Here is a 23,058-nt window from a genome sequence, read left to right on the forward strand (position 1 = left end):
AAATCCTGTCCAGTGCAAAGGTCATAGCAAGTATGAGTGGCCATGTTCATTACTCTGAATACGTCATAACAGAAAGGCAGATAATCATGACAGCAGACTAACCACGGCGAATCGGTTCAGGTTGGCCTGCGCCACCACAGCCTGCGTCACGGCCATATAATCAGATGATGATTTCTGCATCAGACCGAAGACTGACTGGACATAGCTTGCCGCCCACGCCTGATCGTCCTGCTCACCCTGGCGCGCCAGAAACTCCCGAATTTCCTGCTTTCTCTGGTTCAACTGTTCGCGCAGCAAGCCGATCCTGTCCAATGCCTTGACTATTCTGTCGAGCGTTCGGCGCTGCTGCTCGTTGGCTTGCAGGCCCAGCTGTTCATCAACTTCAAGAAAGGCTTCTTCCTGCGGCTGCACCGGAGTGAACTGCTGGGAACTGAACAGTTTATCTTCACCCTGAATGGACACACCGGCCTGTAGCTTGCGCCAGTCGGCTTCGCGACTGGTGAAGACCAGGCGACCCTCACTGTCCAGTTCCGCACGGACACCCGCGGAAGCCAGCGCATTGTTGAACCGGCGAAGCAACTGCTCTGGATGCAAGCTTTCCTCAAGCACGACGATACCCGGCTCAGACTGCTTACGTCCGGCCTTGATGATTAGGGTTTCATTGCCGGCGTTCTGCAATGCCTCCATCGAATCCAGCCCGGCGAGCCGAAACCGGCTGCGGGCAGGCTCATTCAGACTCAGCTTGAGGTTACTATCCAGACTACCACCCGAACGCTTGCTGCGCTCAGTGAGCATGCGGCTGAACTCCGCGATCGCCTTGGCTAGCGCAGGCTGTTCATTCGCGTGCGGATTGGCCAGCTGTCGACTCAGGGTCAACTTCAGCTGGTCGAGGCGTAGCCCCACGTCAGCCAGATAGCTGTCGGCGGACTGGATGGCGGTCAATTGCCGGTTCAGCTGCAGGTTATAACCAGAGCGTTTGCTGCTGCCCAGATAACGCTGCGCCTGTTCACCTTTGGCAGGCTGCAGCGTCTTGCCATCGTCTCCGAGGGCCCGATGAACCTCGGCCCGGCTTCTGCCTTGCGGGTCAACCGGCGTGACGACAGGGAGCTGCTTGTCAATTTTCGTCAAGTGGAAACCTACAGCTGGCTGAACAATGACATCTGATTAATCTTCAGATACGTCTGCTGGGTGGCCTGCAATGCGAGCATGTACTGGTTCAGATCAATACTGGCGCCAGCGTAATCCAGCTGGGACAGTTCCCCTTCAATTTTCTGATTGACCAGCGACACATCGGCGTTGCTCTCTTGCAGCATACTGAGAATATTCTGGCGGCCGCCCAGCTCCGAGACTGACCCCAGGAGCTTGCCATGGGTCAGGTCAAGCGCGGCCAAGGTGTCGCGAATCTGTTGTTTGGCCGCAGGGTCACTCGCATTCAATGCCGGGTCCTGCAGCCTGACGACCATATCGTGCAGCTGGTTTAGAAAGTCCAGGTCCGCTCCGAAGATCTCCTTCACGGTCACGTTCTCATCCACCAACACCCCGTTGGCCACGGCCGCCTGGCGATGCTTGTCGTTACCGGTAGCGATATATTTGCCCAGATCCGCGTCAAAGGTAGCGGCCGGCGTGTCGCTCCTGGTGCCAGCGAAAAGGTAGCGACCTTCTTCATCCCGCACGTTCAGAAAGCTGACCAGCGTCTGCTCGATGCTCGCCATTTCTCCACCAATGGCGGCGATGTCTTCACTGGCATTGGCATCGTTAGCTGCCCAGAGCATCAGGTCCTGAAGATTGAGCATGGTATCCGATGCGGCTTTGAGATTGGCTTCCTGTACCGACAAACTGGACGACAGCGCACCCATGTTGGACTGGAACTGGGCGAGGCTCGCTTCTTCGCGCTGCAAGCGAAGCAAGCGCACGCTTGCGATAGGGTCATCGGATGGCTGGATAATGCGCTCGCTGGTAGCCATCTGTTGCATCAGATGACCCAACTTCGCTGCGTTGTTGTTCATCGCACCATGCATGATGGCGGTAGTCTGGGCATTGGTAATGCGCATGGTGTTTCAACTCCATCGATTCGCTCGAAAGCGCGGGTCTGGTCAGAATGCCGCCATCAGATCATTGAATAACTGATTAGCAGTGGAGATCACCTTCATATTGGCTTGATACGCCTGCTGATAGGTCATCAGATTCACCGCCTCTTCATCCAGATTGACCGCGCTTATACTGTCGCGCTGGGCCTGGGCCTGCTCACCTACCGTTGTGGCGGTTCGCAGCTCGGCCTGGTTTTCCCGGCTGTCACCCGCCACCTGGCCGAGCATGCCGGCATAGGCATCGTTCAGTGTTGTCTGGTTGCCGTTCAGCGTAATGGTGCTACTGCGCAGGGCCAACAGATCAAGCAGCACATCATTGTTGCCGACCTCATCGTTGACGCTCGATAGCGCCAGCTCCGAGGCACTGATACCGGTTGTATTGAGCAGGCCGGTGATGCTGCCGGCGTCATAGGCGAACAGGGGTTTGCCAGCATCGCCTTGCAGATCGAAACCATCCTCCAGCGTGGCGTTGACGGCGTCGGCCAGTTCGCTGGCAATCCCGTGCAGGGACTCAAGCATTGGGCGCAGCGACTGGTGTTCCACCTGGTATAGCCCACCCAGCCCACCACCCAGACGGTCCTGGGCCAGCGGAAACTCCGACTTGCCAAAGCTGAGCGACAACTGCTGCTCACCATTGGCCAGACGCGTGACCTGCAATTTGCTCGCAGTATTACCCGCAACGAGAGGCTGCCCGTTACCCAGCGACAGGGTCACTGATCCGTCCGCAACGTCGGTAGTGCGTATGCTGGCGAACTGGCTGAGCTCACCTACCAGGCTTTCGCGGTGATCAAGCAATGCATTGGTATCCTCACCCAATGCCTTGGCTTCCACGATGCGCTGATTAAGCTGACCGATATTCTGCAATAGCCCGTTGGCCTGCACCGCCATGGCCTCACGCTGCTCATGCAGAGCACGAATCTGGGCGTCGATATTCCCGCTCAGCCCGTTGAATCGCTGTCCCAGGTTGCCCGCTTCGGAAACAACCTGCTGACGCAAGGCCATCGATTCAGGACTGACAGTCAATTCGCTCAGCGCAGAGAAAAACTGATCGAGCCCGATGCTGATGCTTGATCCATCGCCATCCATCAGGCTTTCCAGCGCACCAAGATACTGCTGAGCACTGGCATACATGTTCTTTTCCGTATTGGCTCGCCACAGCTGCTGATTCTGAAAATCGCTGCTCAGACGACGGATACTGGCGACCTCGACCCCGCCGCCCGCGCTACGCCCGTTCTGTCCGGCGACAGACACCAGAGTAGGAGCAATACGGCTGAAGCCAGGCGTATTGACGTTGGCGATGTTCTGTCCGGTGCTGGTCATGGCCATCTGGCTGGACTGCAACCCCGAATAGGCAATATGACTGAGGGTACTCATGACGCAGACTCCTTGGTTTCAATCCGGACCGGCTGCGCGAAGGCAGGTGACTGCCTCATGCTGTCATGTGCAGATACGGCCTTTGTTCTCTGATCAAACAAGACGACCGTACTGCGCCCGTTATTAAGCTGCTCCGATGGGGAGTCTGCAGGTAATGCTGCCTGGGGCGCGGAAGACCTGCGCCGCTCCGGCTCGGCGGCAACGTCGCGGCCGATGTCCTGGAGAATATTCCGGGTATAGTTTCGGGTCTCGCTAAAGGGGATACGTTCGATCCACTCAGCATCAGTGATCTGCTTGCTCCGGGGGTCGCCCAGGGTTTGCAGCCATTGATCGACCCGACCCGGGCCGGCGTTGTACGCGGCCAGTGCTAACACCTCGCTACCCTGGTAACGATCAAGCATGTTGTTCAGGTACGCGCTACCGAGGCGCTTGTTGTACTCACCGTCTGCAGCAAGAAGCGCTTCGCTGAACGGAATGCCAAGCTGTGCGGCCATGTCCCGCGCCGTATCCGGCATCAGCTGCATCAAGCCCAGCGCCCCTTTCGGGGATACCGCATCGACGCGCCCGCCTGACTCCTGCTTCACCACACTGCTAACCAGGCGCTGAAACGCAGCGCTGCCTTGTTCCCAAGCGCCGGCAAGCTGGTCAAAACCGTGCCGCCAGGCATTAACCACTGGCTGGAAAGCGCCTCCGGAAAACTGCGGCAATGGCGCATCATCGATTCGCGCTACACGCGTAGCCCCGGCTGCATCGTGCTGCCCTGAAAGCTGTTGTACGAGCATGTCGCGGATGCCGGTCTGGCCGCGACTGGACATGCTGTCGGCCAACGCCTCGTCATACAGGTCACGCATGGTGTCCAGATCACGGCTGCGCATCGGGTTGTCGGCGGACAACACATCGCCGGCCTTGCGCATCTGCTTCAGGATCTGCTGAAGGAACAGAGCCTCGAACTGTTCGGCTGCGGCCTCCAGCTTCTGCCGCTGTGGATCAGCCCCATCGGCAAGGGTGCGCAAGCCGTGTTGCGATTGAGGAAAGGAGTGAATATTCATTGAATCCAGGCTCACATTACGATCAGTTCGGCGTTCAATGCGCCAGCGCGCTCAAGCGACTGCAAAATACTCATCACATCATCCGGTGTGGCACCCAGACTGTTTACCGTGCTGATGATCGCCTCCAGGCTGGCTCCCTCCGGCCACTCGAACATCGGGTTAGCTTCCTGCAGTACTTCAATATCGGTACCCGGCACCACAGCAGTCTGACCACCCGAAAAGGCACCCGGCTGGCTTACCTGAGGGTTTTCGCTAACGGTGACGGTAAGCGACCCATGCGCGACCGCTGCAGCACTGACCCGCACCTCCTTGCCCACCACCACGGTGCCGGTACGACTATTGAAAACCACCTTGGGCCTGACCCGGCCCTCTTCGATCTGCAAGCCTTCAAGCATTGCCATGAAACTCATGCGCTGCGTGCTGGTAAGCGGAGCACGTACCGACACCTTGGTTGCATTCAAGGCCGTCGCGGTATGCTTGCCGAACACCTTGTCGATCCCCTCGACGATACGGGCGACCGTCTGGAAGCTTGGCTTGCGCAAGTTAAGCATGACCTCGGGGCGCTCGGAAAAATCACTCGGAATCATTCGCTCGATCGTCGCGCCGGACGGAATCAGACCGGTATTGGAGCTGTTGACCGACACCGATGATCCACTGGCGCCCGAGGCGTTCAGACCACCCACCACCAGATCCCCCTGGGCTATCGCATAGACCTCTCCGTCTATCCCGTGCAGCGGCGTCATGAGCAACAGACCACCGCGCAAACTCTTCGCATCACCCAGCGAAGACACCGTGACATTGATGGTCTGACCCGGACTGTATGAAGGGGGAACCACCGCGGTCACTGTGACCGCCGCAGCGTTCTTCAACTTGGGATTGGCATTCGGCGGAAGCGTGACACCGAAATCCTGCAACATATTGGTCATGGACTGCCCGGTGAACTCGACCTGGTCCCGGTCGCCGGTACCGTCCAGGCCCACCACCAGACCGTAACCGAGCAGCTGGTTACCCCGAATACCCTCCACGTCCACCAGATCCATCAGCGGCACAGCGGCATGCGCCAGCGAACCGCTCAGCACACAGATAACAGCCAACAGCCGTAGCAAGGGCAACATAAAACAACTCCGCAGATAACTCAGCACGTCAGAAAGGGAACACCGGGCTGGTGAAGAAGCGTGTCAACCAGCCGGGACGATTGCTGTCCGCCAGCGCGCCGCGGCCGGCATAGGAAATTTTCGCGTTGGCTATGTTCTGGGACGAAACCTGGTTGTAGCGGTTGATATCATCCTGGCGCACCATACCGCTCAACTGGATAATCTCGTCGCCCTGATTCAGCTGCAGGGTTTTCTCACCTTTCACCAACAATGTACCGCCCGGAAGCACTTGGTGGACGACCACTGCAATCGACCCCCGCAGCGTGTTCTGCTGGGAGCTGCTCGCTGAGCCATCGAAATCCCGATTGGCAGAGGCGGAACTCTGCAACTGCTCAAATTCGCTGTTGAACAAAGTCGGAATACCGATCCCGACGCTACTTTCCTTGCCGAAACGGGTTCCCGCGCTCTTGCTCGACTGCGTCGACTCGGCCAACACCACGGTAAGAATGTCGCCAACGCTGGCTGCCCGGCGATCCCCCACCAGCGAACCGCGATAGCCGGCGTGGAACAGCCCGCCCGCGGTCCCTGAAGGTTCGGCGTACAGCGGCTCGGGCGGACGGTATGCTTCGGAGTCGTCGTCGGTGATCTGATCGAAGGACTGGCAACCAGCCAGGAACCCCAGCAACAGCATTGGCAGGACAGCTTTCATGGCCTTTATACCGTCTGGTTCAGGAACTGCATCATGCCGGACGCCGCATCCAATACCTTGGCATTGGCTTCATAGGCGCGCTGGATCGAGATCATCGACACCATTGCCTCCACAGCCTGCACATTGGAACCTTCCAGCACACCCTGCTTGAGCTGACCAAGCCCCTCTTCCCCGGCCACCCCTTCCACCGGTTCACCGCTGGCTATGGTTTCGCGGTAGACATTCCCCCCGAGCGCTTCCAGCCCGGCCGGGTTGGCAAAGTTGACCAGGCTGATCTGCCCCAGCTCGCTTGGTGTCGGGTCGCCCGGCAGAATGGCGCTGACGATACCATCGGAGCTCACCGTGAAACGGCTGCTGCCTGCCGGCACTTCGATCGCGGGTACCAGCGGCAGGCCCTGGCTGTTGACCATCAGACCTTCAGCATTCAACTGGAACTGGCCATTCTCGGTGTAGAGGATGTCACCGTTCGGCGCTTCGACCTGGAAGAAACCATTGCCGACAATCGCCAGGTCCATTGGCTGGTTGGTGGTCTGCATGCTGCCTTCGGTGAAGACTTTCTGCGTGCCGGCAACCCGTACGCCGCTCCCCAACTGGATACCGGAAGGCACCGTATTGACCTGATCAGCCAGGGCGCCCGGCTGCTTTTCGATGGTATAGAACAGATCCTCGAACACCACCCGGTCGCTCTTGAAGCCGGTGGTATTGATGTTCGCCAGGTTATTGGCGACAGCCGATAGCGCCTTGTCCTGCGCGGCCAGACCGGTCTTGCTTACCCACATTGCTGAACTCATAAGGTGTCTCCGTTAACCGCCGCGAATCATTCGATTACCTGCCGTGGATAGATCCTCGGCGGCTTTCATCATCTTTACCTGAGCTTCAAACAGACGATTCAGACTCATGGTGGAAACCAGCTGCTCGATGGCCGATACGTTGCTCGACTCCAGGTGCCCGGATACCAGTACGACTTCATCGTTATCTTGTGCGGGCTCGCCATTGCGGGTAGCCAGAAGGCCGTCCGGTCGCTTGACCAGATTGCTGGCCGGCTCGTCCACCAGCTTGATGCGACCGGCCTCGACAATAACGAAATCGCCGCGCGGCACCACGGTGATCACCCCGTCTGAACCGATACTCACGCTGTCATATTCGGGCAGCATGATCGGACCGTTTTCGCCTAGTACCGGCCGGCCATTGACCGTCAGCCGCATGTCCGCATCCACCTGCAAACTGCCGTGGCGGGTATAGGCCTCACCGCCACCGTCGACCTCCACAGCGAGCAAACCGTCGCCCTGTATTGCCACGTCCAGCGACCGGCCGGTAGCCATGGCCGTCCCCGGACGCATGTCTACGCCGTTGTCCCTGACGACCGCCAGATGCCGGCTGTCGTAGCCATAACCTGCCACCGCGGCTGACTCTGCGGCTTCAAGGTCTGCACGAAAACCAGGCGTATTGACGTTGGCAAGGTTATTGGCCTGCACCTGCAGCGACATCATGCTGCGGCTGGCGGCGCTCATTGCGGTATATCCCAAGCGATCCATGGTTCAGCCCTAGATTGCGTTGAACAGCAGCTGGTTGATTTCCTTGTCAGTACTCAACACCTTGGTGTTCGCCTGATAGTTACGCTGAGCTTCCATCAGGCCGACCAGCTGCTCGCTCATGTCCACGTTGGAGTTTTCCAGCGAACCGGAGCTGATCGCGCCGTTCTGCCCTACCCCAGGAATACCCAGCAACGCTGCGCCGGATGCCTCGGTTTCGGCCCAGAGCGTGCCAGACTTGTTGTCCAGCCCCTGTGCATTGACGAAGTTAGCCAGCACCAGCTGCCCCTGAATACGACGCTCGCCATTGCTGTAAGTAGCGTAAATCTTGCCGTCCCGCTCTACCGCCAGGCCGGTCTGCTCGCCGGCGGAGTAGCCGTTGGCACGGTTGGCAGTGACCACGAAATCAGAACCGTATTGGCTGGTGCCGGTGTAGTCGACGGCAAGATTTATGGGCGCGGCCCCACCTGTGGTGAACTCAACAACGCCAGGCGTAGCACCACCAGCAACAGGAGGACCAACCAGCGCGCCAAAAGCATCGAATTCAATTTCTGCGTGCGCGGCAGACACTTCCGCCCCGTCAGCGTAGTAACGGACGTCCCATTTGTTTTCGTCCGTTTTGACGAAATATTGGGTCAGCGTATGCTCGCGCCCCAGCGAATCGAACACCTTCGTGGTGTAGCTGGAGTTGAAGCTTTCAGCATCCTCAGGGTCGAAACCCACTGCAGGAACATCGCCGTCCGCATCCAGGTTGGCAACGAAGCTCAGACTGTCAGTTGCGCTCGCTGGCAGATTGGTCGCCGCCAACCGGAGATCGCCGGTCGCCCCGGTCTGCAACGCACCCGCAGCATTTACCGAATAGCCCTGCAGACGCTGTCCGGTTGCGCTGACAACGAAGTTATCCTTATCGGTATTGAATACACCCGCACGGGTATACCCCACCTCTCCGTTGCCTTCGCTTCTGGTCATGAAGAAGCCGCCGCCGGCAATCGCCAGATCCAGCGTACGGCCGGTGGCCACCACCGAACCACTCTGGGAGATGCTTTGCGTCTTGCCGAGCACTTCGACGCCCAACGCCTGGCTTTCCGAATAGACGCTGCCAAAATCCGTACGCGAGGATTTGAAGCCGGTGGTGCCGGCGTTGGCGATGTTGTTACTGATGGTTCCGAGCTGATCGGAGACAGCATTCAAACCGGACAGTGCGATATTCAAACTCATGGCTTAAAGCCTCCAGAAGGATTCTTGAATGGTTAAAGCAGCCCGGCTACAGCCGTCTGACCAAATTCTGTAATTCTGTAGAAGGGCACATCACCAGCCCCTTCAACATCCAGCACCGGCCCCTCTTCACTGACGCGAACGTGACGGACCACACCGGCCACTTCGGTGGCGGGATATTCCCCGGTGTCGGTTTCGGCTTCGATGCTGTATCGCCCCGGCGCCAGGCCGAGGGCAACAGGATCGATCTCAAAACTCACTGGGCCGGCCGGCTGACCACCCAGCCTGAACTCCTGTGCCGTACCGTTGCTGTCGGTCAGCCGGATCAGGGTTTGCCCGGATGCGTGCTGCTGGGTCACCTGCCCCTTGACCACCGCCTCGCCGAGATTGACCTGGCTCACCCCGACCTTGACCTCCTGCCCGACCAACCCTGCCGCCGTAAGGGTTTGCAGGTTGTCGGTCAGGATCATGTTGTTGCGCGTCAGCGCGGCCATGTTCTCCATGCTCTTGACCTGCGACATTGCCGAAAACTGGCTAACGAATTCGCTGCTATCCATCGGCTTGGTCGGATCCTGATTGCGGATCTGCGCAGTCATCATGGTGATAAAGGTGTTTTCCAGCTGCGCGGCATCGCTGACATTGACTGCTGCGCGCGGCGCTTCATCGCCGGCCACCGCACCCGCTGCGCCCTGAACCCCGTTAGTGATCGTGGTCATTAGATTTCCCCGAGACGCAGCAGGGACTGCTGCATGCTTTTGACTTTGTTCAGAACTTCAACGCTGGTTTCGAAGCTGCGTGTCGCCGACATCATGTCGGTCATCTCTTCGATACTGTTGACGTCCGGGTAGTAGACGTAGCCCTGAGCGTCGGCCAGCGGATTACCGGGTTCATGCCGGCGCTGCGGATCGCGGCCGGTAGTGACCACGTCCATCACCTGCACGTGTGCGCCGCCCATACCCAGCGGCCGGGTCAATTCGCCGTTTTCATAGATGGCTGCGAACACCGGCTTGCGCGCCTTGTACACGTCCGCAGCGTTGCCCGCTGCCGATTCCGCGTTGGCCAGGTTGCTCGCTACGGTGTTCAGGCGCACGGTCTGTGCGTTCATCGCCGAGCCGGCAATACGGTAGATCGAATCGAACGACATACTTACTGTCCTTCTATGGCTTTTTTCAGCCCGCTGAATTTCATGGTGAGAAAGGTCAGGCTGGTCTGGAAATCCATCGCATTGCGGGAAAACTCCGCCTGTTCGACGCCCAGCTCAACGGTATTGCCGTCCTGAGCGGACTGGTTTGGCACTCGGTACTTCAGCTCCTGCGCAGAGCTCGCTGAAGAAGCAAAGGGCGAGTCGCTGCTCCCCTCCAGCTGGCGCATGGCACTGGAGAAATCGATATCCCGCGCCTGGAACCCCGGAGTGCTTTCATTTGCCAGGTTTGCCGCGAGAACTTCGCTGCGCTGCATGCGCACTTCCATAGCCTGTACGTGAACGCCGAAAGCCTTGTCTAGTTGTATACTCATCGCCCTGAACCCTTGCTGAACCGTTGCCCCTCTCCGGCATGGTCTATGCATTATCTATGCCTAGAGCCATCGCCGCTCCCAAATCATTGATTTACAAGGTTCAGCACATGTCCATTCGGCGCCTCGCCACCGTTTTGCTTCCGCCTTTGCATCGACCGGAAAACAATGGGGGAAAGACCTTTTCCGCTCTGGCGTTTAGCCTTTTGCTCGTCGGCGCGGTCGATGCTGCCGATAACGCTACGATGCAAATTGAACAGGCGGCGAATACCTACCTGGACAGGATGATCAAACGGGAAGCCGAACGAAGCGGCTGGCGCGACCTGACCTACAGCCTGAATATCAGCCCCTTGAGCGACAGCAGCGCCTTTGCGTCCTGTAGTCAACCACTCGATGTGACCCAGACCAGTGGTCGCCCTACCCCGCTTGACCGTATGCGCCTGGAGCTGCGTTGCCCCGATCAGCCCGGCTGGACGCAAACGGTAAGTACGCGCCAGGACCTGTTTCTGCCAGTACTGACCACCGCTACCAATATTGATCGCGGCCAGGCCATCGAACCCGGTCATTTGACGCGCGAGCGCATCAATATCAGCCGTGCCCAACGCGGCTTTATGGTTGACGAAAGCGAAGTCGCCGGCCTCAGCGCCCGCCGCCGACTGCGCGCAGGCCAGGCACTCAATGCTTCGCTCTTGAATGAAGCGGCGCCGGTACGCCGGGGTCAGCCGGTACGCATTCTGGCTCGCCAGGACGGCATCGAAGCCTCAACCCAGGGGGAAGCACTTGCCGAAGGGAGCTTCGGCGACGTCATCCGCGTGCGTAATACCTCCAGCGACACAGTCATTCAGGCCCAGGTGACAGGCCCGGGTGAAGTAACCAGTACCTGGGAGTGACCCGGTGTCCCCATAACGACAGCAAGTGAGCCTTAGCAACCAGATCAGGCAGAAAGAAAACCACATTGCCTCTCAACAACCCTGACTCGCGGTCGATACCCCTGCCTTCGAGCCATATGCGTGTCAATCCTGCGAGCACTCCTCGCGGGGCTTACCATCTATTTATCCAAGGAACAAACCATGTTTTCCAGATTACGCTTGCAGACCAAACTGCTTATGCTTGCGTTGGTGCCCCTCTTGCTACTGGCAATTCTGCTCAGCGGCGTTGCCGTCATAACGCTTGGAACGCTGGCGGATAACCAGGAGGAACAGACCCGCGCCAATCTCATTCGGGATCGCCGCGCCGAGCTGAAAAACTACGTTCAGCTCGCCATGGAAATGGTCGCCCCGATTTATCAGCGATCAGCTCCAAACGATCCGATAGCGCGGGACCGCGCCGTGGCGATTCTGGAAACGCTTTCCTACGGCTCGGATGGATACTTCTGGGGTTACGACGAACAGGCCGTACGCATCCTGCAAGGCGACACGAAAGACAAGATCGGGCAGAGTTTCTATGACTTCCGCGACCCCACCGGAAAATATGCAATCCGCGAACTGGTCCGTGCCGGTATGGACGGTACCCATTACGTCGATTACAGCTTCGTTCTGGGTAACAGCACCACGCTGGTACCAAAAATCGGTTACGCCGACTATTTGCCAAAATGGGACATGGTATTCGGCACCTCTTTGAACCTGGATGGCGTAGAACGCGATGTTCAAGCGGCTCGAGCGGTATTCGACGACAGAGTCGATAGCCTGCTTACCATCATGCTGGGCTCGGCTCTGGCTTTGCTGGCCCTCATCGCGTTCCTGGCGACGATCATCAGTCGGTCCCTGTTAGGACCGCTTCTGCTGATCAAGCATAAACTCGACGATATGGCCGCCGGTGAAGGCGATCTGACCCACCGATTGCCCATTACCAGTCACGACGAACTGGGCGAGCTGGCTGGCTCGTTCAACCGCTTTGTCGAGAAAATCCATGGGTTGGTACAGCAAGTCGCCCAGACGACCAACCAGTTGACCACGCTGGTCGGTAGCGTTGCCGGTCAGGCCCAGCGCTCCGAGCAGGCGATGATAGCCCAGCGTCATGAGACCGATCAGGTGGCCACTGCCATCAACGAAATGTCGGCTGCGGCGAACGAAGTAGCGGTGAGTGCCCAGCAAGCGGCCGAAGCCGCTCAGGAAACTGATCAACAGGGTCAGGCAGCCAAGCGCGTGGTAGACCTCAGCATCCAGCAAATCCACGACCTGGTAGGGGAGCTGCGCGACAGCGGCACGTCGCTGAACGGATTGCAGCAGGACGTGCAGGGCATCGTCGGCGTGCTCGACGTAATACGGGCGGTCGCCGAACAGACCAACCTGCTCGCGCTCAACGCTGCCATCGAGGCTGCACGCGCGGGTGAAGCCGGCCGCGGATTCGCCGTCGTGGCGGATGAGGTGCGCGCCCTGGCAAGCCGCACGCAGCAGAGTACGGTAGAAATCCAGAGCATGGTTGATCGCCTGCAAAACACCACAGCCATAACAGTAACCAGCATGGAGCGCGCCGGCCAACAGGGCGAAAGTACCCGAGCCCAGTCCAATCAGGCCGGCGAAGCGCTGGACGCCATTGCCGCCCTGATTGCCACCATCAATTCCATGAACGCCCAGATTGCCAGCGCCGCTGAAGAACAGACCGCCGTCGCCGAAGAGATCAATCGTAGCGTCCACCACATCGCCGATGCCGTGGACGGCGTCGCGCGGGATGCAACCGAAGGCGCGCAAACCTCCCTCGAACTCAACGGCCTGGCCGAAAACCTGCAGCGGTTGGTGGGGCAGTTCCGTATTTGAGCCATCAGATAAGCCATTGATGTCCAAGACTTGGTGCGTCGCGGCTATATACAGTGACGAACTAAACAACAGCAGACGATTACAGACGCCCCGCATAGCGGGGCGTTTTCGTTTAAATGGACGAGGCGTCAGCGCAACCGAAAAAAAACTTAAGGAACCACTCGCGAAGGTCGTCTTCCATCTTTAGCAGGCGATACAGCCAGCTCGGGATTTTCATCACATCGCAATAAGGATCACTAACATGGCTCTGTCGATTCATACCAACCACTCAGCACTGACCACTAACACCGCCCTGAACAAGTCCAACAACGCACTGGCCACCAACCAGCAGCGCCTGGGCACCGGCCTGCGTATCAACTCCGCCGCGGACGACGCAGCTGGCCTGCAGATTGCTACTCGTCTGAATGCTCAGAGTCGCGGCATGGCAATGGCTTCTCGTAATTCTCAAGATGCTATCTCCATGTTGCAAACAGCAGAAGGCGCGCTTAGCGAAGTAACGGATATAGCACTTCGCATGAAGGACCTAGCAACGCAAGGCGCCAACGGCACCAACGGGGCAAATGAATTCGCTGCACTCGATGCTGAATATACGGCGCTGGCTGCAGAGCTGAAAAATATTATGGAAAACACGTCGTATGGCGACGGTACGAAACTGCTGACGGGTGGGAAATTCGATACAGCAGTCAACGCTGCCGGTATCGATTTCCAGATTGGTGCTGGCGCTACCGATAAAATGACCGTTGAAGTTGCGGTGGCAGACATCGATCTAACCGCTCTCGGCGACTTGACTAGCCAGGCAAACTCCGTCACCGAAATCGGTGCCCTCAATACCCTGCTCACCAATATTGGTACAGCTCGTGGAGAGTTCGGTGCCAACATCAACCGCCTTAACCACACGACTAACAACCTGGCCAACATGAAGGACAACACTGAAATGGCCAAAGGCCGTATCATGGACGCTGACTTCGCCATGGAAAGCGCCAACATGAGCAAGAACTCCATGCTCATGCAGTCCGGCATTTCCATGCTCAAGCAAGCCGGCCAGATGCCGGGCATGGTTATGTCGCTGCTGGGCTAAGTGACAGCTTGTGGTACCAACGCCTCCGCTTTGCGGGGGCGTTTTTGTTTGTGCATTCTGGACGCTCCAGCTGAATTACCGCCTGCACGGCGGATGAAGTGCAGTAATGCAGCAAAACAGGACGAGCTCAACGAGGAACTTTCAGTTCACAGACCGCTGAGAGGAGCTGCAGCACACGTGTCCATTGGTGCTAGACGGTTCCCGGGGCAGGGTGAACAGTACCGAGGCGGGCGCAGGTTTGGGGGTTCTTGGGAAGTCCGAGCACCAGCTCGTACGGTTTTCAGATGTTCATCTGGCCTGGCGGCGGCGCTTGTCAGCTCGGAAGAGCAGCGCTCACATAGTTCGTATTGAAACGCCCAATCTGGACAAGGTGGCAAGCAATAGAAGAGCCAAACCATTCAAAGCCCCTGCCCTGCTCGCCGAATACCCGACCAACCGTGACTACCCGGTCGCACGCTGCAGTCGTTTTACGCTAAACTCCGGCCCAAGGCTGTGCGGTTATTCATTGCTCGGCCGCAATGCGCTGCGTTACCGTCGCCTCCACCTTCCGGGGGCGTTTTTGTTGGTAGGCGGAGCCATCTGGTTCGGGCGATTTCAGCTATCGCGCAATCGTCGAGGCTACATCGGGCGCAATTCAAGGGGTAAGAATGCTGCGTCATATAAATTTGCCCTATGAATCTAAGCCGTAAGGGCTGGTTAATCTTTCATGAATGCACCGCTTATCCCAGCGAGCTCTCCGTCAGGTCCGGTGACGTACCTAGTACTCAAAACCGGCAGCACTGAACGGACCATTTCTTTCTATCCGTCGATGTATCAGTTGCTCATCCAGCGCGGCGAACAGGAGGAGCGAGTCGATCTTGGTTATGCCGGCAGCCGCCTGCTTGAGAGGCTCTTGCAAGCGCCCGGCGAAGTAGTGTCCCGGGAAGAACTGATGAGCTATGCCTGGCCGGACCGCGTAGTCGGACAGGGCAGCCTGAACCAACAGATCTATTCGTTGCGGCAACTGTTTTGCGATGAAAAGGGGCGTGAAATCATTCAGACCCTGCCCCGTCGCGGTTACCAGTTCAACCCGCACTATGTCGCCGAGCGCCGGGCCGCTGAGCCAGCGGCGCCCGCCTCATCCGTGGAGCCTGAGGAACCAACGCCCTCGGTGGTGACGGATGCGGCACGCCCCGCGCGCTCACACTGGCCTGCAATCGGGCTATTTATCCTGACCTTGCTGGTGGGCCTGGGGACCAGCGCCTGGATTCGGGAACGACCGGAAAATCTGGCCACTCGCAGTCTTGAGCGAGGCGCGCTGACCCTGCAGCTGATGGCAAAAGATGGTCGGGCGCTGGATTCGCTGGAGCGGGACAGCGCTGGCCTGTTCGAACGCCTTGCTTCGCTCAGCGAAGGCGCTAGCTTGCTGACGCTGGACCGCCACGGCGGGTATTATCAACTGTTCTGCCATCGCGAAACGGCGAGCGTCAACTGGTTGATGTTCCATGCCAACCAACTGAACCTTCTGGATGACAAACAACTGAAACAATGTCTGTTATGAGCCGCCGGTTGCGCAATTTTGCGCCCGCTTCGCCGGCCAATCCTGCCCGTCATATTGGCGTTAGCGTTAGCGTTAGCCTGGCATGTGGGGTATCAACCGACCCCCACTACCTTGCCCGATGGCCGCTACCGGTCCAGTGGGCAGGTACAGCTGAGCGACGGCCGGCTTATCAATGCGGTACACAGTATCCGCTTCGAAGACGGCCGTTTTTATGCCTTGAGTCGTCAAGCCGATACGCTGCTGGAAAATGCCGGCCTGGTCGAGCGAGACGGCGCACATCACCGCCTGGCTGTGAGCCATGGCGAGGTTACGCAACTTGCCTCCGGCATGGATAACGAATTGATTTTCAGCCTGCTCTACAGCCGCCGCGAAGGCGCACATATCAGGCTGTATCAGATAGGCGAATGCCTGTATGCCCGCGCCAGCTTGCAGGTTTTCTGCCCCTGATCAGAGCGTTTCTGGTGCACTGCTGCGATAGTCCGCGCCCTGCTCACTGAAATGGACCTGCGCCGAGCGCTCACCAAACAAATCCCGGTATAGCGTCTCGGCATGGGTGGTCAGCAAAAGTAGTTCGATTCGGCGGTTGGCACCGCTTTCCGGCTGCTCCGGTAATAACAGCACGCCATCAGCCTGCGCAGTCACTTGCAGAATGCTGTGCGCGGGCAGCCCGGCGTCGACCAGCACGTTTCTGGCACGCAGCGCCCGGTCTCCTGACAGGTTCCAGTTGTTGTATCCCGCATTGCTGCGGTAGGGCGTAGCGTCAGTATGGCCACTGATGATCAGCTTGTTGTCCACCCGGCCCAGGACGCTGGCCAGTCGCGTCAGTAATCCGTGGAAATGCTCGGTCAGGTTTGCGCTGCCGCGTTGGAACATGAAGCGGTCCTGGTCGTCTTTGACCAATATCCGCAAACCCTGAGGCACAACCTCAACCTGCAGATTAGTCTCTGCGCCGACTTCGACGGCCATATCATTCATCAGTACGGCGAGATCCTTCAGCTCGGCCAGGCTGGCCTGGCCAAGATGCTGCGTGGAATCAATGCTGCGTTCATATTCGGCTTCCGTCAGAGCAACAGGCGGCGGGGCTGAAACCGGCTCGACGATGAGCGGGCTGCTGCCATCGAAAATACCCGCGCCGCCCTCCCAGATCGGGCTGCCAACGGACTTTCTCAGCTCCGCTTCCTGCTCCACCTTCATCGCCTGCACCAGCCAAAGCACCATGAACAGTGCCATCATCGCCAGGGTGAAGTCAGCAAAAGCCACTTTCCAGGCGCCGGAATGCGCTTCCTCATGGCCCTTTTTAGAGCGGCGTTTGATGATGGTTATTTCATCATGGCCCTGTTTTTGCTTCATGCCGCGTCCCGCTGCTCTTCGAAGTTGGTTACCCATATCTCCAGCTGTTTGAAGGCAGGCTTGACGTCCTGTTCAATCAGCTTGCGCCCGGCATCCACGGCTAACAGGGTTGGCTTGCCAGCCAGGTGCGCGACCAGCGTGGTTCGCACGCGTTCGAGGGCTGAGAGTTCAGTCTTGACCCGCTGCCCCATGGCATTGCTCAACGGACCCATGAGGCAGTAGCACATGAAGATACCGATAAAGGTACCGACCAGCGCCGCCGCAACATGCCCACCGATCTCGGCAACCGAGCCGTCAATGTGCCCCATGGTGATGATAATGCCCATGATGGCGGCGAGTATGCCGAAGCCGGGCATCGCCTCCCCGACATTGTGCAACGAGCGCGACGGCTGCGTCAGTGCCTGCTCCATGGCATCCAGCTCCTGCTCGAGAAAGCCTTCGAGCTCATGGGCGCTGATCTTGCCCATGGCCATCAAACGGAAATTATCGGCGATGAAGGCCATCAGGTTGCGTTCCTGGCTGATCAACGGGTACTGGTTGAACAGCTCACTCTCTTCCGGCTCTTCGATATGCTGATCCAGCGCCTTGAGGCCGCCTTCTTCTACGGTTTCCAGCAGTTCATACAACAGCATGAGCAATTGCCGCTGAAATTCCTGGCCGCGACGCTTGAACATGAACACGCCCTTGGCCTGGCTCAGCATCTCGATGAGCACCTCTTTGGGATTGCCTACGATCAGGCTGCCAATACCCGCTCCCAGGATGATGACCATCTCGGCCGGCTGCCATAGCATGCCCATATCGCCGTTGGCCATAGCGTAACCGCCCAACACGCCGGCGATGATAATGATGGATCCAAGTAGTTTCAGCATGGTGTTTCGGGACTCTGCTTATGCGGTTAAAAAGGCGCAGGCCTTGTTCAGGGCCTGCTTGCTAAGTTGGCATACCCGGGCGTCGCTGAGGTCGAGCACCAGGGCTATTTCCTTGAGATTCAGTTCGTGCTGGTAATACAGGGTCAGGATCAGGCGTTCCCGCTCGTTCAATCGACCCAGAGCCTGCGCCAGCAGACGTTCCTGATGGAGCCGTTCTTCGAAGCCGCTGCTGTAATCCGAACCAGGTTCCAGCCCTTTCTGCAGCAGATCATCAAGACTCTCTACGGCGTCCAGCGCATCGGCCTGCAAAAAATCCATATAGCCTTGCCGGTCAAGCCCAGTTTGACCGAGTATTTCTTCGTCGGTGGGCTCGCGGCCAAGCTGCCTCGCCAGCTTGCGGATTTCATCGCGCACCTTATGGACCTGCTGCCGTACCTGCCGGGGTCGCCAGTCCTGCCGCCGCAACTCATCCAGTATCGCCCCGCGAATGCGCAACGAAACAAAGCGTCCAAAAAACTCATCGGGCGTGCCATAACGTCTGAGGCCTTCTAGCAGGCCCATCAGGCCGATCTGCTCCATGTCCTCGCGATCCAGCACCTGGTTCGCCTGTAGCGACAGTTGGCTGACGATACGTTTGACCAATGGCAGATACTGTCGCACCCAACGTTGCTCCTCGGCGCCGGACAACGTGGCGTGGCTGTCTGCTTCCGAGGGGTAGCCGGTATCAATAGCGCAGGAGCTGTTCATGGCTGGTTACTGAACAATCATCTTGCTGACCAGAACATGCTCGAACGGCTGGCTGAGGTTCCTGGTCGACAGGTCAGCGATCAGCGCCGCCTCGAGCTGGTTCTGCACGTCGCTGATCGACATGCTGCGAAGTGCCTCGAAGCTCATTGCCGACAGATTCGCTACCACGGAATTACGTACGATCGGATCGAGCTGTTCAAGCTGACTGGTCTCTGTTGCGAGGTCCGCCTGCAACACAAGGTCCAGTACAAAATAGCGCTCACGGTTATTCCCGCGCAGATTGACGATGACCTTCTCTACCGGGAAGAACTGATACTGTTTGTCGAGGGCTGGCGCTGCTGCGCCGGCGTCTTCTGACGACTGAGCCGTTTCCGCGCCAGCGCCTGCCTCGCTATCGACAGTAACGCCGCGCAGCAAATAGACGTTGAGCCCGGTGCTGGCAATGAGGATCAACGTATTCAGAACGACCACAATAAGAATAATGCGCGGCAGTGCCATGGCTTGTACTCACTAAAGCTGGGAAGGTTGAGATGACGGACCAGACCGTCACACGCTGATCAATATGTCGCCCGAGGCGTCACGCTTTTTAGCCCGGCCAGACTCGCTTTCGCTGGCGATAGCTACCGATTCGCTGTCAGCACCCGGAGCATGGCGTTGTCGGCCATCTCGCCCCTGCTCCGATTGACTACCCACCTGAACGTTGACCTCGGTGAAATTCTGGCTGAGCAGCTCGTGGCGCAAGCGCTCGCTCAGCATGGCCAGCAAGCGCGCGGTATCTGCCTGGCCAGCATTGATCTGGATGTTGAGCTTGCCGTGCTCGTGGGTGACCTGAATATCCAGGCTGCCCAGTTCCGGCGGATCAAGACGAATGGTGGCATGCTGGCTGCGCTGCGATATCTGCGTCTGGACCTGGTCGCGCAGTGCCTGGAGCATCTGTTCACCCCAGCGGGACTCAGCCCCCTGCAGACGTACCTCCGCGGGCACCGCTGCAGAAACGGCAGACTGTTGTGTCAGCCCATTCGTTAAAGCTGCGGCAGAGGAATCAGTCGCTCGGTTCGTCGCAGCCTGGATTGCGGGCTCATCGGGCAGAACGGTTTGCAACAGCGATTCAAGCTGGACTTTGGTCCCCTGCAGAGGTAACTCCGAGCTGACTGGCGACGCCGTGAAAGCGGCAGCTTTCGCGGCCAACGCATCCTCACCCGCAAAGCGCAAGGAGCGAGCACTCTGCGCTGACTGCGGGGCCTCCCGGGTCGACTGTTCTGCGGTACGCAACAGCCCGGCCAGCGCCAGCTCTCCGGCATGGGCAGCGCTATCGGCGTCAACAGCGTCATGCGGCGCCTGACCGTGCTGGGCCTGCAGGCGCTGTAGCTCTGCCAGCCATTGCTCGACCTGCTCCAATGGCAGGTCCGCTGCGCCTCCCGCAGCCGGAGCCCCTGACAGCACGGTGCGCTCGGCGGGCGAATATTCCCGGCCCTGCAAGTAATCTGGATTCAGCACCTGAACCCCAAGCGACGCGGTTTCCATGTGGGGTTGCAGCACGGGGTAGCCAGCGGGCGCTAGCGAATCAGACCCTTGCATGCCCGGGTCACTAGCTCGTTCCGACAACGCAGCCTGGAGCTCCCTGGCTGCCTCAGATTCTGGACCTTCCGCCACCGGGCGAAACGGTACCGCCACCTCTGTTCCTGGCCGCCAACCGACCAGCGATTTCAGCGCAGCATCCGGCAGTTCGCCCACCCCGGCCAGGGATGACGTCTGTTGTTTAGCGTCCGGGTTTTGCGCGGGGCCTGAACCCACGGACAACGCCAGGTTGCTTGCACCAATTCTGCTCTGCCCGGATTCACGGGCAGGATCAGCGAGTTCCTGCAGGAACGTCTTCGCTCCCGGTTGAGCATTCTCTGGGGAGGCCACATCACCGATGAGACGAGCGCTACGCACGACGTCTGGACGATCTGCGTTAGCGCCCGCTGTAATTACCCGTTCGATCACGAGCCGTCTCCTCCAAAACTGTTCACTTGCATATAGGCTGAGCGACCCTCGGCGTGCCGGGTATGGTTGGACAGCACCTTCTCCAGGCGCTTGCATTCAAGGCCGCACTTCTCCAGCGCCTGGGCGTGCAGACTTTTCATTCGCTGCTTGATCTGTCGCGCCGCGGCATCCAGTTGCGAGTCAGCAGGCAGCCGAACGAGCAGATCGCGTATAGCCAGATCGGCCTTCGCCAGTGCTGCCCAGTCGCTTGTACTGAACGCCTCGTGCAGCTGCCGATACACCTCGGCGAGTCTTTCGCTGTCAGCCTTTGCGCGCTGCATTAACGCCTTCCCAGCCCTCACGCAGGGTGCCGACCAATTGGACTACTTCGTCAATGCCTTCAAGCGATAGCGTGACGCTGACATCCGAAAGCCGGTAAACGCAGTAGTCGTAGAGCCGTGCCAGGCCGGCGACTACTTCGCCGCCGTTGTCAAAGTCCAGCGCACTGCTCAACCCGTTAAGAATGTTCATGCATTTTTCCAACGAAGCGCCCTTCTGCTGATAGCGGCGACCTTCGATATGCCCCCTCGCCCGGGCCAGCTCATCCAGCAGCCCATCAACCAATACCAACACCAGATCATAGGGAGACGCGGCGGCGGCTCTGGCTTCGAGATCAACCGAGCGGTACTGCTCGTAACTGTCATTAAAGTGAAATTCGCTCATCCGAACATGCCCTGTGTTTGCTCCATCGACTGCATCATCTGCATCATGCTGGTGAACTGCGTCAGGTATCGGGAGTAGCTGCGATCATATTGCTGCTCGATAGCTGCCATCTGGTCATCGTTACGCCGCAGCATCAGGTTCAGGCTTTCCTTGCGGTTCTTCATGATGCCGTTGGTGGAATTGGTATAAAGGTTCAAATTGCTTTCGAGGGTAGCCAGCAGGTTGTCTTCGCCGGTGAACAGCTGATCAAACCCTTCAGGGTTCGCAGCGACAGCCTTCTCCAGCTGCGCGGTGTCCAGCTTCAACAAGCCGTTGCGATCAGAACTGATACCGAAATCCATCAGTCTCACGCCACCAAACTCGTTGCGTAACTCGCGGTTGAGCATGTTCTCGATCGAACGAATGCTCGAATCCCCGGCGAGGGGCCCGCGCTTCGCCGTTTCGCCGCCGCTGGCGGTGAGGCTGTCGAAGGCGCTCATGAGCGTATTGAGCGCGTCGACAAAGGTTTTTGCCTTGGCCTTGGTCGCCTCGCCATCCTGGCCAACGGCAATGCTTAACGGCGCTTCGTCTGCGCCATGCACCCTGTTGAAGGTAAGGCTTACGCCGTCGATCAGATTGTCAAAGGTATTACTCGGGCTGACCAGCACCAATCCATTTCTACCGCCCAGGCGCACCGTGGCATCCAGCGCGGTGGCCAATTCCATCTTGGCGTCGATACCGGTTTGAAGGCCCGGGTTGGTGGAGCTCAGCGTCAGTGCATTGGCTTCGCCACTCTCATCGCTGGTCAGGACCAGTGAGATCTCTTCACCACTGCGCACCAGTGTTGCGCTGACGCCAACGTTATCGGCGGCCTGATTGATAGCGGCGGACAACTCGGCAGGCGACACCTGTTTGTCACCGTCGGCATCAGCACTGCCCAGGTTGATAACAAACTGCTCCGTGCCGATTTCGATTTTGAAGTCGCCTGCGGTTGCCGGATCTCTCACATCGATTGGCTGCATGCCATTTAGCGCGAGCTGGTGCTGACTGGCAAGCTGCTCCACGACGAACTGGTAATTTCCGGGCACGGCGTTGGTACTTACTGCTGCCGTAGCGATACCGTCCTGGCTCATGGTGGCCTTGTTCACGAGCATGGAGCTGGCGCCGACACCTTTGAGGTCGCGCACGGCCGTGCGGAACGTGCGCAATGCGCTGTCCAGTTTGTTTACCGCGTCGAGCTGGCCCCTATAACTGGCATCGTTACGGTCGAGCCGGGCCAGCGGAGCCTGGACGTCATACTGAGCCAGCTGCGTCGCCATGTTTCTAGCGTAATCGGAATCAAAGTTCATCGTGAATTATCCTCTGCCAAAACAGCAAGCAATCAACATGCCAACTATTAAGCTATTGATATATAACATCTTATTTGAAGACTTGGGCAGCCAGCTTCCCCATTCAGGAGACCATCAGGCGCCAGCGGAA

25 protein-coding genes and 1 pseudogene are annotated in these 23,058 nt (G+C 58.5%); 6 read left to right on the top strand and 20 right to left on the bottom strand.

Going from position 1 to position 23,058, the window contains the following annotated elements; translation table 11 throughout:
• Positions 1-84: 84 nt before the first annotated feature.
• Genes FZE95_RS14090 through flgB form a run of 12 tightly spaced genes read right to left on the bottom strand, consistent with a single transcriptional unit; the run spans position 85 to position 10,575 of the window.
• On the bottom strand, positions 85-1,128 hold the full coding sequence (locus tag FZE95_RS14090) for a hypothetical protein (RefSeq protein WP_150301498.1): 1,044 nt from the start codon (positions 1,126-1,128) through the stop codon (positions 85-87).
• Positions 1,129-1,136: 8 nt separating this feature from the next.
• Positions 1,137-2,051, bottom strand: a complete 915-nt coding sequence (flgL, locus tag FZE95_RS14095; protein ID WP_150301499.1) for a flagellar hook-associated protein FlgL — start codon at positions 2,049-2,051, stop codon at positions 1,137-1,139.
• Positions 2,052-2,093: 42 nt separating this feature from the next.
• Positions 2,094-3,461 carry a flagellar hook-associated protein FlgK gene (gene flgK, locus FZE95_RS14100; RefSeq protein WP_150301500.1) on the bottom strand — a complete coding sequence of 456 codons (1,368 nt, stop codon included), beginning with the start codon at positions 3,459-3,461 and terminating at the stop codon, positions 2,094-2,096.
• On the bottom strand, positions 3,458-4,510 hold the full coding sequence (locus FZE95_RS14105) for a lytic transglycosylase domain-containing protein (RefSeq protein WP_150301550.1): 1,053 nt from the start codon (positions 4,508-4,510) through the stop codon (positions 3,458-3,460). Before FZE95_RS14105 ends, flgK begins: the two co-directional genes overlap by 4 nt.
• Positions 4,511-4,521: 11 nt before the next feature.
• The gene (locus FZE95_RS14110; RefSeq protein WP_150301501.1) at positions 4,522-5,625 is read right to left on the bottom strand and encodes a flagellar basal body P-ring protein FlgI; all 1,104 of its coding nucleotides are present in this window, start codon (positions 5,623-5,625) and stop codon (positions 4,522-4,524) included.
• 28 nt (positions 5,626-5,653) lie between these two features.
• Complete coding sequence (flgH, locus tag FZE95_RS14115) at positions 5,654-6,313, bottom strand: flagellar basal body L-ring protein FlgH (RefSeq protein WP_150301502.1); 660 nt, start codon at positions 6,311-6,313, stop codon at positions 5,654-5,656.
• 5 nt (positions 6,314-6,318) lie between these two features.
• Positions 6,319-7,104 (bottom strand): flagellar basal-body rod protein FlgG, encoded by a 786-nt coding sequence (gene flgG / locus FZE95_RS14120; protein WP_150301503.1) that lies wholly within the window; start codon positions 7,102-7,104, stop codon positions 6,319-6,321.
• A 12-nt stretch (positions 7,105-7,116) separates the two neighbouring features.
• The gene (locus tag FZE95_RS14125; RefSeq protein ID WP_150301504.1) at positions 7,117-7,848 is read right to left on the bottom strand and encodes a flagellar basal body rod protein FlgF; all 732 of its coding nucleotides are present in this window, start codon (positions 7,846-7,848) and stop codon (positions 7,117-7,119) included.
• 9 nt (positions 7,849-7,857) lie between these two features.
• Positions 7,858-9,063, bottom strand: a complete 1,206-nt coding sequence (gene flgE, locus FZE95_RS14130) for a flagellar hook protein FlgE (RefSeq protein ID WP_150301505.1) — start codon at positions 9,061-9,063, stop codon at positions 7,858-7,860.
• A 32-nt stretch (positions 9,064-9,095) separates the two neighbouring features.
• The gene (locus FZE95_RS14135) at positions 9,096-9,776 is read right to left on the bottom strand and encodes a flagellar hook capping FlgD N-terminal domain-containing protein (RefSeq protein ID WP_150301506.1); all 681 of its coding nucleotides are present in this window, start codon (positions 9,774-9,776) and stop codon (positions 9,096-9,098) included.
• Complete coding sequence (gene flgC, locus FZE95_RS14140; RefSeq protein ID WP_150301507.1) at positions 9,776-10,204, bottom strand: flagellar basal body rod protein FlgC; 429 nt, start codon at positions 10,202-10,204, stop codon at positions 9,776-9,778. Before flgC ends, FZE95_RS14135 begins: the two co-directional genes overlap by 1 nt.
• Before the next feature lie 2 nt (positions 10,205-10,206).
• Positions 10,207-10,575 (bottom strand): flagellar basal body rod protein FlgB, encoded by a 369-nt coding sequence (flgB, locus tag FZE95_RS14145; protein ID WP_150301508.1) that lies wholly within the window; start codon positions 10,573-10,575, stop codon positions 10,207-10,209.
• 107 nt (positions 10,576-10,682) lie between these two features.
• On the opposite strand from flgB, the gene flgA reads away from it, so the two are divergent.
• The 6 genes and pseudogenes from flgA (at position 10,683) to FZE95_RS14170 (ending at position 16,393) form a co-directional block, all read left to right on the top strand.
• Positions 10,683-11,462, top strand: a complete 780-nt coding sequence (gene flgA, locus FZE95_RS14150; RefSeq protein WP_190324575.1) for a flagellar basal body P-ring formation chaperone FlgA — start codon at positions 10,683-10,685, stop codon at positions 11,460-11,462.
• Positions 11,463-11,678: 216 nt separating this feature from the next.
• Positions 11,679-12,470: pseudogene (locus FZE95_RS20110) on the top strand (cache domain-containing protein); the annotation flags it as partial.
• A 102-nt stretch (positions 12,471-12,572) separates the two neighbouring features.
• Positions 12,573-13,328, top strand: a complete 756-nt coding sequence (locus FZE95_RS20115; protein WP_397387135.1) for a methyl-accepting chemotaxis protein — start codon at positions 12,573-12,575, stop codon at positions 13,326-13,328.
• Between the two features lie 241 nt (positions 13,329-13,569).
• The gene (gene lafA / locus FZE95_RS14160; protein WP_150301511.1) at positions 13,570-14,406 is read left to right on the top strand and encodes a lateral flagellin LafA; all 837 of its coding nucleotides are present in this window, start codon (positions 13,570-13,572) and stop codon (positions 14,404-14,406) included.
• Between the two features lie 706 nt (positions 14,407-15,112).
• Complete coding sequence (locus FZE95_RS14165) at positions 15,113-15,946, top strand: winged helix-turn-helix domain-containing protein (protein WP_150301512.1); 834 nt, start codon at positions 15,113-15,115, stop codon at positions 15,944-15,946.
• 84 nt (positions 15,947-16,030) lie between these two features.
• The gene (locus FZE95_RS14170) at positions 16,031-16,393 is read left to right on the top strand and encodes a hypothetical protein (RefSeq protein WP_150301513.1); all 363 of its coding nucleotides are present in this window, start codon (positions 16,031-16,033) and stop codon (positions 16,391-16,393) included.
• Here FZE95_RS14170 and FZE95_RS14175 read toward each other — a convergent pair whose 3' ends face one another.
• The 8 genes from FZE95_RS14175 to fliD are packed head-to-tail and all read right to left on the bottom strand — an operon-like array spanning position 16,394 to position 22,928.
• Positions 16,394-17,296 carry a flagellar motor protein MotB gene (locus FZE95_RS14175; protein WP_150301514.1) on the bottom strand — a complete coding sequence of 301 codons (903 nt, stop codon included), beginning with the start codon at positions 17,294-17,296 and terminating at the stop codon, positions 16,394-16,396.
• Positions 17,293-18,165, bottom strand: a complete 873-nt coding sequence (gene motA, locus FZE95_RS14180) for a flagellar motor stator protein MotA (RefSeq protein ID WP_150301515.1) — start codon at positions 18,163-18,165, stop codon at positions 17,293-17,295. Before motA ends, FZE95_RS14175 begins: the two co-directional genes overlap by 4 nt.
• Before the next feature lie 18 nt (positions 18,166-18,183).
• Complete coding sequence (locus FZE95_RS14185) at positions 18,184-18,912, bottom strand: FliA/WhiG family RNA polymerase sigma factor (RefSeq protein WP_150301516.1); 729 nt, start codon at positions 18,910-18,912, stop codon at positions 18,184-18,186.
• Positions 18,913-18,918: 6 nt separating this feature from the next.
• Positions 18,919-19,410: a flagellar basal body-associated FliL family protein gene (locus FZE95_RS14190; RefSeq protein WP_150301517.1), complete on the bottom strand. Its 492-nt coding sequence runs from the start codon at positions 19,408-19,410 to the stop codon at positions 18,919-18,921.
• 48 nt (positions 19,411-19,458) lie between these two features.
• Complete coding sequence (locus FZE95_RS14195) at positions 19,459-20,898, bottom strand: flagellar hook-length control protein FliK (protein ID WP_190324576.1); 1,440 nt, start codon at positions 20,896-20,898, stop codon at positions 19,459-19,461.
• On the bottom strand, positions 20,895-21,218 hold the full coding sequence (locus tag FZE95_RS14200; RefSeq protein WP_150301519.1) for a hypothetical protein: 324 nt from the start codon (positions 21,216-21,218) through the stop codon (positions 20,895-20,897). Before FZE95_RS14200 ends, FZE95_RS14195 begins: the two co-directional genes overlap by 4 nt.
• Complete coding sequence (gene fliS, locus FZE95_RS14205; protein WP_150301520.1) at positions 21,199-21,600, bottom strand: flagellar export chaperone FliS; 402 nt, start codon at positions 21,598-21,600, stop codon at positions 21,199-21,201. Before fliS ends, FZE95_RS14200 begins: the two co-directional genes overlap by 20 nt.
• Positions 21,597-22,928, bottom strand: a complete 1,332-nt coding sequence (gene fliD / locus FZE95_RS14210; protein WP_150301521.1) for a flagellar filament capping protein FliD — start codon at positions 22,926-22,928, stop codon at positions 21,597-21,599. Before fliD ends, fliS begins: the two co-directional genes overlap by 4 nt.
• Positions 22,929-23,058 lie beyond the last annotated feature (130 nt).

Source organism: Pseudomonas profundi, assembly GCF_008638305.1.
GTDB lineage: Bacteria > Pseudomonadota > Gammaproteobacteria > Pseudomonadales > Pseudomonadaceae > Halopseudomonas > Halopseudomonas profundi.

Excerpts from the sequence above, each read along its gene's own strand:
- flgL (WP_150301499.1), bottom strand. The coding sequence starts at position 2,051 with ATGCGCATTACCAATGCCCAGACTACCGCCATCATGCATGGTGCGATG.
- flgK (WP_150301500.1), bottom strand. The coding sequence starts at position 3,461 with ATGAGTACCCTCAGTCATATTGCCTATTCGGGGTTGCAGTCCAGCCAG.
- FZE95_RS14105 (WP_150301550.1), bottom strand. The coding sequence starts at position 4,510 with ATGAATATTCACTCCTTTCCTCAATCGCAACACGGCTTGCGCACCCTT.
- FZE95_RS14110 (WP_150301501.1), bottom strand. The coding sequence starts at position 5,625 with ATGTTGCCCTTGCTACGGCTGTTGGCTGTTATCTGTGTGCTGAGCGGT.
- flgH (WP_150301502.1), bottom strand. The coding sequence starts at position 6,313 with ATGAAAGCTGTCCTGCCAATGCTGTTGCTGGGGTTCCTGGCTGGTTGC.
- flgG (WP_150301503.1), bottom strand. The coding sequence starts at position 7,104 with ATGAGTTCAGCAATGTGGGTAAGCAAGACCGGTCTGGCCGCGCAGGAC.
- FZE95_RS14125 (WP_150301504.1), bottom strand. The coding sequence starts at position 7,848 with ATGGATCGCTTGGGATATACCGCAATGAGCGCCGCCAGCCGCAGCATG.
- flgE (WP_150301505.1), bottom strand. The coding sequence starts at position 9,063 with ATGAGTTTGAATATCGCACTGTCCGGTTTGAATGCTGTCTCCGATCAG.
- FZE95_RS14135 (WP_150301506.1), bottom strand. The coding sequence starts at position 9,776 with ATGACCACGATCACTAACGGGGTTCAGGGCGCAGCGGGTGCGGTGGCC.
- flgC (WP_150301507.1), bottom strand. The coding sequence starts at position 10,204 with ATGTCGTTCGATTCGATCTACCGTATTGCCGGCTCGGCGATGAACGCA.
- flgB (WP_150301508.1), bottom strand. The coding sequence starts at position 10,575 with ATGAGTATACAACTAGACAAGGCTTTCGGCGTTCACGTACAGGCTATG.
- flgA (WP_190324575.1), top strand. The coding sequence starts at position 10,683 with ATGTCCATTCGGCGCCTCGCCACCGTTTTGCTTCCGCCTTTGCATCGA.
- FZE95_RS20115 (WP_397387135.1), top strand. The coding sequence starts at position 12,573 with ATGATAGCCCAGCGTCATGAGACCGATCAGGTGGCCACTGCCATCAAC.
- lafA (WP_150301511.1), top strand. The coding sequence starts at position 13,570 with ATGGCTCTGTCGATTCATACCAACCACTCAGCACTGACCACTAACACC.
- FZE95_RS14165 (WP_150301512.1), top strand. The coding sequence starts at position 15,113 with ATGAATGCACCGCTTATCCCAGCGAGCTCTCCGTCAGGTCCGGTGACG.
- FZE95_RS14175 (WP_150301514.1), bottom strand. The coding sequence starts at position 17,296 with ATGAAGCAAAAACAGGGCCATGATGAAATAACCATCATCAAACGCCGC.
- motA (WP_150301515.1), bottom strand. The coding sequence starts at position 18,165 with ATGCTGAAACTACTTGGATCCATCATTATCATCGCCGGCGTGTTGGGC.
- FZE95_RS14185 (WP_150301516.1), bottom strand. The coding sequence starts at position 18,912 with ATGAACAGCTCCTGCGCTATTGATACCGGCTACCCCTCGGAAGCAGAC.
- FZE95_RS14190 (WP_150301517.1), bottom strand. The coding sequence starts at position 19,410 with ATGGCACTGCCGCGCATTATTCTTATTGTGGTCGTTCTGAATACGTTG.
- FZE95_RS14200 (WP_150301519.1), bottom strand. The coding sequence starts at position 21,218 with ATGCAGCGCGCAAAGGCTGACAGCGAAAGACTCGCCGAGGTGTATCGG.
- fliS (WP_150301520.1), bottom strand. The coding sequence starts at position 21,600 with ATGAGCGAATTTCACTTTAATGACAGTTACGAGCAGTACCGCTCGGTT.
- fliD (WP_150301521.1), bottom strand. The coding sequence starts at position 22,928 with ATGAACTTTGATTCCGATTACGCTAGAAACATGGCGACGCAGCTGGCT.